Origin of the sequence: uncultured Flavonifractor sp. (genome assembly GCF_944383115.1) — a bacterium.
GTDB lineage: Bacteria > Bacillota > Clostridia > Oscillospirales > Oscillospiraceae > Flavonifractor.
This window is the reverse complement of record NZ_CALWOJ010000075.1, coordinates 1-10,032: the sequence shown is the minus strand read 5'-3', so window position 1 is coordinate 10,032 and position 10,032 is coordinate 1. Positions and strand designations below refer to the sequence as shown.

The 10,032-nt window shown below is 61.6% G+C and carries 13 protein-coding genes; 1 reads left to right on the top strand and 12 read right to left on the bottom strand.

Going from position 1 to position 10,032, the window contains the following annotated elements; translation table 11 throughout:
* From Q0K43_RS08440 to Q0K43_RS08410, 7 genes are all read right to left on the bottom strand, one after another.
* On the bottom strand, positions 1-1,125 hold a 1,125-nt coding region (locus Q0K43_RS08440; RefSeq protein WP_297290115.1), incomplete at its 3' end, for a peptide chain release factor 3.
* A gap of 73 nt (positions 1,126-1,198) precedes the next feature.
* Positions 1,199-1,840 (bottom strand): HAD family hydrolase, encoded by a 642-nt coding sequence (locus Q0K43_RS08435; protein WP_297290114.1) that lies wholly within the window; start codon positions 1,838-1,840, stop codon positions 1,199-1,201.
* 143 nt (positions 1,841-1,983) lie between these two features.
* Positions 1,984-2,355: a metal-dependent transcriptional regulator gene (locus Q0K43_RS08430; protein WP_297290113.1), complete on the bottom strand. Its 372-nt coding sequence runs from the start codon at positions 2,353-2,355 to the stop codon at positions 1,984-1,986.
* Positions 2,356-2,368: 13 nt separating this feature from the next.
* Positions 2,369-2,545 carry a FeoB-associated Cys-rich membrane protein gene (locus tag Q0K43_RS08425; protein WP_297290112.1) on the bottom strand — a complete coding sequence of 59 codons (177 nt, stop codon included), beginning with the start codon at positions 2,543-2,545 and terminating at the stop codon, positions 2,369-2,371.
* A gap of 33 nt (positions 2,546-2,578) precedes the next feature.
* On the bottom strand, positions 2,579-4,957 hold the full coding sequence (locus tag Q0K43_RS08420) for a ferrous iron transporter B (protein ID WP_297290111.1): 2,379 nt from the start codon (positions 4,955-4,957) through the stop codon (positions 2,579-2,581).
* 99 nt (positions 4,958-5,056) lie between these two features.
* Complete coding sequence (locus tag Q0K43_RS08415) at positions 5,057-5,278, bottom strand: FeoA family protein (RefSeq protein WP_297290110.1); 222 nt, start codon at positions 5,276-5,278, stop codon at positions 5,057-5,059.
* 13 nt (positions 5,279-5,291) lie between these two features.
* On the bottom strand, positions 5,292-5,504 hold the full coding sequence (locus Q0K43_RS08410; protein ID WP_297290109.1) for a FeoA family protein: 213 nt from the start codon (positions 5,502-5,504) through the stop codon (positions 5,292-5,294).
* A gap of 210 nt (positions 5,505-5,714) precedes the next feature.
* Here Q0K43_RS08410 and Q0K43_RS08405 point away from each other — a divergent pair, with 210 nt between their 5' ends.
* Positions 5,715-6,029, top strand: coding sequence for a TIGR04076 family protein (locus tag Q0K43_RS08405; protein WP_297290108.1), 315 nt, complete (start codon positions 5,715-5,717; stop codon positions 6,027-6,029).
* 48 nt (positions 6,030-6,077) lie between these two features.
* Here the strand turns inward: Q0K43_RS08405 and Q0K43_RS08400 are convergent, their stop codons facing one another.
* From Q0K43_RS08400 to Q0K43_RS08380, 5 genes are all read right to left on the bottom strand, one after another.
* Entirely contained in the window at positions 6,078-6,923 is an 846-nt protein-coding gene (locus Q0K43_RS08400) for a zinc dependent phospholipase C family protein (RefSeq protein ID WP_297290107.1), read from the bottom strand.
* Between the two features lie 160 nt (positions 6,924-7,083).
* Complete coding sequence (locus tag Q0K43_RS08395; RefSeq protein WP_297290106.1) at positions 7,084-7,803, bottom strand: copper amine oxidase N-terminal domain-containing protein; 720 nt, start codon at positions 7,801-7,803, stop codon at positions 7,084-7,086.
* Between the two features lie 258 nt (positions 7,804-8,061).
* Entirely contained in the window at positions 8,062-8,763 is a 702-nt protein-coding gene (locus tag Q0K43_RS08390) for an ABC transporter ATP-binding protein (RefSeq protein WP_366086215.1), read from the bottom strand.
* Positions 8,764-8,774: 11 nt separating this feature from the next.
* The gene (locus Q0K43_RS08385; RefSeq protein ID WP_297290104.1) at positions 8,775-9,626 is read right to left on the bottom strand and encodes an ABC transporter ATP-binding protein; all 852 of its coding nucleotides are present in this window, start codon (positions 9,624-9,626) and stop codon (positions 8,775-8,777) included.
* A partial coding sequence (locus tag Q0K43_RS08380; RefSeq protein ID WP_297290103.1) for a branched-chain amino acid ABC transporter permease occupies positions 9,619-10,032 on the bottom strand: 414 nt, incomplete at its 5' end. The genes Q0K43_RS08385 and Q0K43_RS08380, both read right to left, overlap by 8 nt.

The window sequence follows — 10,032 nt, the reverse complement described above, 5'->3', positions numbered from 1 at the left end:
GGTATCGCCAATGGAGAAGATACCGGGGTCGAACACGCCGATGATGTCCCCGGCGTAGGCCTCCTCGATGATCTCACGCTCGGCAGCCATCAGCTGCTGGGGCCGGGACAGGCGGATCTTTTTGCCGCCCTGGACGTGGTAGACCTCCTTGTCCGCCTCGAACTTGCCGGAGACGATGCGCATGAAGGCAATCCGGTCCCGGTGGGCCTTGTTCATGTTGGCCTGGATCTTGAACACGAAGGCGGAGAAGTTGTCGTCCATGGAGTCGATGACCTCGTCCCCCGCCTTTCGGGGCAGGGGCGCGGTGGTCATCTGGAGGAAATGCTCCAGGAAGGGCTCCACACCGAAGTTGGTGAGGGCGGAGCCGAAGAACACGGGGGACAGCTTACCGTGGCGTACCCGGTCCAGGTCAAACTCGGCGGCGGCGCCGTCCAGCAGTTCGATCTCGTCGGTAAGCTGCTGGTGGAGCCGCTCGGTAATCAGGCTGTCCAGGTTGGGGTCGCCCAGCTCCACCTCGGTGGCGGTGGCTGCCTTGGCGCCGCCGTTGGAGGTAAAGTGGATGATCTTCCGGCTGCCCCGGTCGTACACGCCCTTGAAGTCCTTGCCGCAGCCGATGGGCCAGTTGACGGGGTAGGTCTCGATGCCCAGCTCCTTCTCCAGCTCCTCCAGCAGTTCAAAGGAGTCCCGGGCCTCACGGTCCATCTTGTTGATGAAGGTAAAGATGGGGATGTCCCGCATGGCGCACACCTTGAACAGCTTGCGGGTCTGGGCCTCCACGCCCTTGGCGGCGTCGATGACCATGACGGCGGAGTCGGCGGCCATCAGGGTGCGGTAGGTGTCCTCGGAGAAGTCCTGGTGGCCGGGGGTGTCCAGGATGTTGATGCAGTAGCCCTCATACTGGAACTGCATGACGGAGGAGGTCACCGAGATGCCGCGCTGCTTCTCGATCTCCATCCAGTCGGAGGTGGCGGCACGGGTGTTCTTCTTGCCCTTGACCTGGCCGGCCTGGGCGATAGCCCCGCCGTAGAGCAGGAACTTTTCCGTCAGGGTGGTCTTACCGGCGTCAGGGTGAGAAATAATGGCGAACGTTCTGCGCCGCTTGATTTCAGCTTCGTATTGAGACAAGGTATGGTTCCTCCTTGTTAAAATGTCAAATATCCATTCGTAGGGGGCGGCGTCCCCGACGCCCCGCTTCCTCTTACGGCGGACTGAGTCGCTCCACCGCCGCCGGGATATCCCCGAAGGCGTCCACATGGGGCACGTCATGGTCGATGTGGCCGAAGCCGTAGGCGGCGTGAAGGAAAGGCACCCCCGCCTGGGTGGCGGCGTTGCAGTCCCCCTGGGTGTCCCCGATATACAGGGGCTTTTTCAGGCCGTTGCGCTGTACCACCAGGGCAATGTTGTCCCCCTTGGGCCTGCCGGTGCGGCCGGGATTCTCATAGTCAGTGAAAAACTTCCCCAGGCCGTGGGCCTGGAAAAAGGCCTCGATGTAGCCGTCCTGGCAGTTGCTGACGATAAACAGGGGATAATCCCGGGCCAGGATCTCCAGCGTCTCGGGCACCTTGGGATAGAGGATGCCGCCGTGGACCGCCACATAAGCGTTCTCCTCCTCCATCATGGCCTTCATGGCCGGGGCCAGCTGCTGCAGGTCGGCGCCGGGCAGCAGCTTCTTCACAATGTCGGGCAGCAGCATCCCCATGCAGTCGATGAGCCGGGGCCGGGTCACCAGCCCGGCATACTGGGGCGCCATCCGCTCCAGCGCGCAGTTCCAGGACCGACAGATGGAATCCACCGAATCCCACAGGGTGCCGTCCAGGTCAAAGAGTAATCCGTCAAACAAGAAAAAGCGCCTCCCGCCCAAATACATACTCTGATACTATATCATACCCGCCGCAGGCATTTCAAGCCTGCCGCCCCCGCCTTTTTGCACAAAAAGGCCCGCCCGCCGGCAGTACCGGCGGGCGGGCTGAGGGGAAAGGAAACTCAGGCGGGCAGAGGGACCGCTGTCAGCGGCTGCGCAAAGCAGCGGCGAGGCAATTCGGACACGGCGGCACAGGCCGCCTTCCAGGCCTCCTCTCCGGACAGATCCATCCTGGTCTGGAGGTCACGGGCCAGCTGGCCGGCCTGGCCGGCCAGCTCCCGGGCCAGGGTGCGGCCCAGGCCGGTCAGGTGGATCTTGCCGTAGCGTTCCTTGTCCACCAGGTTCTTGTCAATGAGACTGGTCATCATGCTGGTGACAGACGCCCGGGAGACCGTCAGGGCCTTGGCGATGTCCTTGGAGGACACCTCCAGCCGGACCAAGGACAGGTCATAGATGGCCAACAGGTACCGGATGTTGGTGTTGGTCAGTTCCATGTCGAACTCCTTTCTAGGGTGTGTTCTGGGGTTTGGAGTGGGAATGGCACAGGCCGGAACATCCGCAGCTGCCGCAGGAACCGCCGCAGGAGCAGCCGCTCTTGCCCTGGCGTTTGTTGCGGACGCCCCGATAGGTGATGGCGAAACAGGCTGCCAGGATGGCAAAACTGATCAATATGGTAGACAGCATTGGGACTGCTCCTTTCACAGGGATGGGCCAGGCTTACTTTGCAGCTGCCACAGCCCGCAGGTTGAGGGTGGTTTCTTCGTACTTGTTTTTCCGCACCAGCAGGTAGATGAGGCCGGCCAGGCAGAGGATAGCGGCCACGGTGCCCACACCGAAGGCCACCTGGCCCAGGATGAGACCACCGATTTGGTAGACGATGAGGGAGATTACATAGGCGAAGCCGCACATATAGCCGATGGCGGCCAGGGTCCACTTGGGACTGTTCATCTCCCGCTTGATGGCGCCCATGGCGGCGAAGCAGGGGGCGCACAGCAGGTTAAAGATCATGAAGGAGTAGGCGGAGATGGCGGTGAAGTGAGCGGCGATCTCCAGGGTCTGGTTGCCTCCGAAGGTCACGCCGAAGGTGGAAACCACCTCCTCCTTGGCGATGAGACCGGTGACCACAGCCACGGTGGCCTCCCAGAAGCCGAAGCCCAGGGGCGCGAAGATAAAGGACACGGCGTGGCCCACAGCGGCCAGCAGGGAGTCGTTGTTGTCCTCCACCATCTGGAACACGCCATCCACGAAGCCGAAGCCCTGGAGGAACCACAGAATGATGGAAGAAAGCAGGATGACGGTACCGGCCCGCTTGATGAAGGACCAGCCACGCTCCCACATGGCCCGCAGCACATTGCCGGCAGCGGGGGCGTGGTAGGCGGGCAGCTCCATAACGAAGGGGGCGGGATCACCGGCAAAGCCCCGGGTCTTTTTCAGGATGATGCCGGAGATCACCACCGCCGCCACGCCAATGAAGTAGGCGGAGGTAGCCACCCAGGCGGAGCCGCCGAACAGGGCTCCGGCAAAGAGGGCGATGATGGGCATCTTGGCGCCGCAGGGGATAAAGCCGGTGGTCATGATGGTCATGCGCCGGTCCCGCTCCTGCTCGATGGTGCGGGAGGCCATGATGCCGGGCACGCCGCAGCCGGTGGCCACCAGCATGGGGATAAAGCTCTTGCCGGACAGGCCGAAGCGGCGGAAGATCCGGTCCATAATAAAGGCGATGCGGGCCATGTAGCCGCAATCCTCCAGCAGGGCCAGCAGCAGGAAGAGTACCAGCATCTGGGGCACAAAGCCCAGCACCGCGCCCACGCCGCCGATAATGCCATCCAGAACCAAGGATTGAACCACGGGGTGGGTATTCCAGGAGGTGAGGGCCTCCTCGGCCAGCACGGGCAGGCCGGGCACCCAGGTGCCGTAGGCGTTGGGGTCGGGCTCGGGAACGGTGAGTGCCTGCTGATAGGCCTCCTCGGTGACGGGCACCACGGTGGTCTCGCCGGTCTCGTCGTCGTAGAAGTAGACCTCGCTGTCGCCGGCCTCATAGCCCGCGATCATGGTGGAAGCCTCCTCCCAGGCGCCGGAGGCCTCTTCCCAGGCCTCGGTGTCGGCGGTAAAGGGGACAAACCAGCCGTCGCCGAACAGTCCGTCGTTGGCCCACTCGGTGGCCCTGGTGCCCAGCGCAAAAGCGCTGCCGCCCATGGCGATGGCGTACACCAGGATCATCACCGCCACAAAGATGGGCAGAGCCAGGATGCGGTTGGTCACCACCCGGTCGATCTTGTCGGAGGTGGTCATGGAATGGGCGGCCTTCTTCTTTTTCACGGCCTTGCCCACCACGGAGCTGATGTAGACGTAGCGCTGGTTGGTGATGATGCTCTCGGCGTCGTCGTCCAGCTCCCGTTCGCAGTCGGCGATGTGGGCCTCCAGGTGTTCCTTCAGCTCCCCGGTCAGGTTGAGGGTGGCAAGCACCTTCTCGTCCCGCTCAAAGACCTTGATGGCATACCAGCGGAGATACCGCTCCTCCACCAGGTCGGCAATGGACTCCTCAATGTGGGCGATGGCGTGTTCCACGCTGCCAGTGAACACATGGGGCAGCTCGCCCCCACGCTTGCTCTTGGCCAGCGCCACCGCCCGCTCTGCGGCCTCCTTGCCGCCCTCGCCTTTCAGGGCGCTCATCTCCACCACCTGGCAGCCCAGGGCGGCCCCCAGCTTCTGGAGATCGATTACATCCCCGTTCTTGCGCACCAGGTCGATCATGTTCACCGCCACCACCACCGGGATACCCAGTTCAATGAGCTGGGTGGTGAGGTACAGGTTGCGCTCGATGTTGGTGCCGTCCACAATATTCAGGATGGCGTCCGGCTTCTCGTTCACCAGATAGTTCCGGGCCACCACCTCTTCCAGGGTGTAGGGGGACAGGGAATAGATGCCGGGCAGATCCTGGATCACCACATCCTTGTGGCCCTTCAGCTTGCCCTCCTTCTTTTCCACCGTCACGCCGGGCCAGTTGCCCACGTATTGGCTGGAGCCGGTCAGGGCATTGAACAGGGTGGTTTTGCCACAGTTCGGGTTGCCCGCCAGCGCGATCTTCAACTCCATCTTCTTGCTCCCTTCTTGATTAGCGCAAACTAACCATCCTTCTGAAAAATAGCCTTCCCTGAGGGGAAGGCGGGCCGATGAGGGCATGGGCCCTGCGGCTCAGGAAATCTCGATCATTTCGGCGTCGGCACGGCGCACGCTCAGCTCATAGCCGCGCAGGTTCAGCTCCATAGGGTCCCCCAGGGGAGCCACCTTCCGGATCTGGATGGCCACGCCTTTGGTGATGCCCATATCCATGATGCGGCGCTTCACCGCGCCCTCGCCGTGGAGGCGCACCACCGTCACGGTGTCCCCCACCTTGGCGTCCTTCAATGTTCTCATTGCTTTGCTCCTCTCAGATCATGATTCGTCCGGCCATGTTCCGGTCCAGGGCGATGCGGCTGTCCTTCACTTGTACGATCAGGTTCCCGCCCATCTCGCTGACCACGGTGACCGCGGCGTCCATGACAAAACCCAGCTCCGCCAGGTGCTGCCGGATCTCATCCTTACCCGTGATCTTGCGGATGGTAAATGACTCCCCCGGTTTTGCCAGTGTCAGCGGCATCATAGTTCCTCCCTCCCCGCGGCGGCTGGACCGCCTGCGGCATTTCTTGCGGTTAGCTTATGCTAACCTCTTGATCGAGTATGAGTTTACATCAACTAACCGCCGTTGTCAATCCCCTTTTTAAATTTTTTCCTTTCAGTTCTTGCCCGCGCCTTGATTCGTACATCAGTTCGATTTATAATAAGGTCAGACTTTATAAGGAGGTGCCGCCCTGTGAAGCAGGTCAAAATTACGGTATTGCGCAAGCAGCTTTATTCCGATCTGGTCCGCCGCTATCTGACAGAGCCGCCGGAGGAATGTGTCTGTGATTTCTTTGAGGAGGGAGACACGTTTCTGTATACCGGCGGAGCGGAGATGCCGGCGGGGTTCTGCCCCTGGGCCTGGATCGACATTTACCGCTCGGTCTCTGCCCTGTCCTGCGGAGCCACCTACACCCCCTGGCAGAAGGAAGAGGGAGCCACGGTGGTATGCTGTACCGACGGCATCCGCCCGGTCACCTTTTTGCTGGAGGCGGTGGACCCGTCTTAAAAAAATCGGGCGGCCATAAAGGCCGCCCGCTTCATTTCTATGCAGTTGTCAGGACAGGGAACCGCTGCACGCAGCGGTCCAGTCCTTCCCGCCCTCCTGGGGGGTACCCTTGAAATCCCGGTCGAACCAGGCGGGTACCGGAGCGTCCTCCCGGATGGCCTGGAAAAAGGCGTCGATCTGGCGGGTGGTTTCGTCCACCGCCCCCTCCAGCAGACGATCCAGGTGGGCGCTGCTCTCCATGGAGGCGGGATGGGGGGTCTCTTTCAGAGCCACGTCCTTGGCGGACTGGATGGGCAGCATCCGGCTGACGGCGCCGATGACCTTGCCACGCCGGGTACCGCAGGAGCGGGCAAAAAAGCTGAGATACCAGTTCATAGCCCGGTAGGCCCGGCGAACCTGCCGGGGAGAGGCATGGATGTAGGCCTGGGCGGCGGCGTCCCACACCTGGCTGCCCTTTTTCGGGGCGGCGGGCAGGTGGGCCTGGGCGCCGGTATCCAGGCCGTCGCTCTCCATCAGCATGCGGTCGAACTCTCCCTCCATGGCCATGTGGGAGATGGGGCCGTCGGCGGCCCGTTCGTCCACATAGCCGTGGCAGGCGCTGTCCAAAGCCAGGTGGCACAAAAAGCCGGCGCCATAGCCTACCGACATGGGCACGCCCTCCTCAATGGCCTGGCGCAGCCGCTCCACGGCGGGGAGCGCGGAATTGCGGTGCATCCGCACTCCCTCCCGCCTCACGGCATTGGGGCGGATGGGCTGGTAAAAAAACAGCGGGTCGGGGCCAAGACAGCCCAGATCAAATGCCTCCCGCTCCTCGTCAATCATCTGGGCCAGGGGCTGAGGCAGCCCGCCCAGAACTTTATCTCCAAATTTCAGGTGCGCGTAGTAATTCGGCATAGTTCCGTCCGTTCCCTCCTGTCACAGTCCATAAAACTCCATTGTATATGCTTATTGTAACACGTCATGCCGGGAAGAGAAAGCAGAAAAATGTTAAATCTTTTCAAACGTAATAAGGGGCGCGCTGCCCATCGGCAGCGCGCCCCTTTGTGGGTGGAATTCAGGAGAAGGAAATGTCGTAGAGCCCAAACTCATGGTTCCAGCCGCTGGTGCCCTCCACATTGAGGGTCTCCAACCGCACGTTGGCGGCGTGATCCAGAGGAATGGTGATGGTCTGGGGAGCGTCGCTCCAATCGATGGTGTAGGTCTCGGCCAGCTCGCCGTCCAGGTACACATCCAGGCTGATCTTGTATTCTTTGGTTCCGTCCACATGGCCCACGGTAAAGGTCATGGACTCATACTGCAGATTGGTGTTCCAGATGGCGTAGCCGGCATTTTTGTAGCCGCCCGACATCTGGACACCCTGGGCGATCTTGTTGCCGGAGATGGTCATATAGCTCTTGGGGTCGCTGCCGTCATAGATCTTGGTGTTGGTACTCACCTGATAGGGGGGCAGCTTCTTCATCCAGTCGGTGGCCTGGCCGGGCACCTCGCCCACATAGACGGTGCCGGTACTGCCGTCCCAGGTGACCTCCTTGCCCAGAGCCTCACCGATGGCACGGACAGGCAGATAGGTGGTACCGTTGCTGGCAAAGGGCTCCACCACCTTGCCGTTGGCGTCCTTGGGGGTGACCTCCACTCCGTCCACCACGATCTTGATGCCCATATAGTTGGCCTCGATCATCTTGGTGGTGACGGTGCTGGCTGCCACAGCCGTCCCGCACAGCAGGGCGACCACGGCGGCGCCGGCCAGGATACGCTTGCGCAGGGTCTTTTTCATACAGGTTTCCTCCCTTTTGATCTTCGCCCCGGCATGGAGGGCGGTTTCTCCAAAAACGGCTCTGGCCGATTTGTCAGGGCCTGTTTCAGACAGCGCAGCCCAAAAGAAGATGCCGGCTGCATACCCCTCTTCTTCCAGGCGTCCCAATATTTACCCAATTATTTTACCACACTAAACTAATTTGTGCCATACCCATTTACACAAACAGCAAAAAAGCGCGCTGCAAATTTGCAGCGCGCTTTTGATATGCGTCAGGGTTTAACCACCCAGGTAGGCCTTCTTGACCGCCTCGTCGGCCAGCAGGGTCTTGCCCGGGCCGGTGAGGGTGACGCGGCCGGTCTCCAGCACATAGCCCCGGTCAGCTACCGACAGGGCCATCTGTGCGTTCTGCTCCACCAGCAAAATGGTGGTACCCGCCTTGTGCAGCTCTTTGATGATGTCAAAGATCTGCTCCACCAGGATGGGGGCCAGACCCATCGAAGGTTCGTCCAGCATGAGCAGTTTGGGATTGGACATCAGCGCCCGGCCCATGGCCAGCATCTGCTGCTCGCCGCCGGACAGAGTGCCTGCCACCTGCTTCCGGCGCTCCTTCAGCCGGGGGAACTGGGCGTATACCCGCTCCAGGTTGGGGGCGATGGTGGAGTTGGGCTGGGTGAAGGCGCCCATCTCCAGGTTCTCCTCCACCGTCATCTGCTGGAACACCCGCCGGCCTTCGGGTACCTGGGCCAGGCCCTGGGCCACCAGCTTAGAGGCGGGTACCGCCTGAATGGGCTTGCCCATAAATTCGATGGAGCCGGTGCGGGCATGGAGGAGGCCGGACACCGTCTGGAGGGTGGTGGTCTTACCGGCGCCGTTGGCGCCGATGAGGGTGACGATCTCCCCCTCCTCCACCTGGAAGGAGACGTCCTTCACGGCGTGGATGGCGCCGTAGTATACGTTGATGTTCTTCACATCCAGCAATACCGCCATGCTTATACCTCCTTCTGGTCGCCCAGATAGGCCTTGATGACCTCCGGGTTGTTCTGGATCTCCGAGGGAGTGCCCTTGGCGATGATCTGGCCGAAGTTGAGTACGCAGATGCCCTCGCAGATGCCCATGACCAGATTCATGTCGTGTTCAATGAGCAGGATGGCGATATGGAAGGTATCCCGGATCTTGACGATGTTGTCCATCAGCTCGGCGGTCTCGGAGGGGTTCATGCCCGCCGCCGGTTCGTCCAGCAGCAGCAGGGACGGGTTGGTGGCCAGAGCCCGGACGATCTCCAGCTTGCGCTGAGCGCCGTAGGGCAGAGAGCCGGCCTTGGCGTTGGCCAGATGCTCCATGTCGAAAATGTGCAGCAGCTCCAGGGCGCTCTCGTGGGCCAGCTTTTCCTTCTTCCAGTAGTTGGGCAGGCGCAGCACCCCGCTCCACATGGGGTAGCGGATGTGGTTGTGCAGGCCAATCTTTACGTTGTCCTCCACCGTCAGCTTGTCAAACAGGCGGATATTCTGGAAGGTACGGGCGATACCCGCCTTGTTCACCTGGACGGTGTTCATGTTGTGGGTGTCGATGCCGTCCAGCAGCACGGTGCCCCGGGTGGGCTGATACACCTTGGTCAGCAGGTTGAATACCGTGGTCTTGCCGGCGCCGTTGGGGCCGATGAGGCCGGCGATCTCGGTGCGACCGATGGCCATGTTGAACTCATTGACGGCGGTGAGGCCGCCGAAGTCGATGCCCAGGTGCTGGCACTCCAGAATGGGGCTTTGATTCACGTCCCGCTCGGGGATGATGTTGGGACTGGGTACCGGGACCAGCTTGGTCTCGGGACGCTTGGGCTTACTCATGGCTGATCCCTCCTTCCTGCGCCGGCTGCTCCGGCGGCTTTTTGCGGAACCTGTCCCCAATGCCGGTGAAGAAGCGCCGCAGTACCGGGTTGTTGGTGGCGATCATCACCAGGATCAGCACGATGGCGTACACCAGCATCCGGTACTCATCCAGGTTGATGGCACGCAGCAGCTCGGGCAGGTAGGTGAGGAAGGCGGCGGCGATGATGGAACCCCGGATATTGCCGATACCGCCCAGCACCACGAAGACCAGCACCAGAATGGAGGTGTTGAAGTCAAACTTCTTGGGGGCCACGGAGGAGTAGTTCATGGCGTACAGCACGCCGGCGGCGCCCGCCATGACGGCGGAGGTGACGAAGGCCATCAGCTTGTACTTGGTGGCGCCGATGCCCACGCTCTCGGCGGC

Coding starts and splice junctions, on each gene's coding strand:
- Q0K43_RS08430 (WP_297290113.1), bottom strand. CDS start 2,355: ATGGAACTGACCAACACCAACATCCGGTACCTGTTGGCCATCTATGAC.
- Q0K43_RS08415 (WP_297290110.1), bottom strand. CDS start 5,278: ATGAGAACATTGAAGGACGCCAAGGTGGGGGACACCGTGACGGTGGTG.
- Q0K43_RS08400 (WP_297290107.1), bottom strand. CDS start 6,923: ATGCCGAATTACTACGCGCACCTGAAATTTGGAGATAAAGTTCTGGGC.
- Q0K43_RS08410 (WP_297290109.1), bottom strand. CDS start 5,504: ATGATGCCGCTGACACTGGCAAAACCGGGGGAGTCATTTACCATCCGC.
- Q0K43_RS08385 (WP_297290104.1), bottom strand. CDS start 9,626: ATGAGTAAGCCCAAGCGTCCCGAGACCAAGCTGGTCCCGGTACCCAGT.
- Q0K43_RS08425 (WP_297290112.1), bottom strand. CDS start 2,545: ATGCTGTCTACCATATTGATCAGTTTTGCCATCCTGGCAGCCTGTTTC.
- Q0K43_RS08420 (WP_297290111.1), bottom strand. CDS start 4,957: ATGGAGTTGAAGATCGCGCTGGCGGGCAACCCGAACTGTGGCAAAACC.
- Q0K43_RS08395 (WP_297290106.1), bottom strand. CDS start 7,803: ATGAAAAAGACCCTGCGCAAGCGTATCCTGGCCGGCGCCGCCGTGGTC.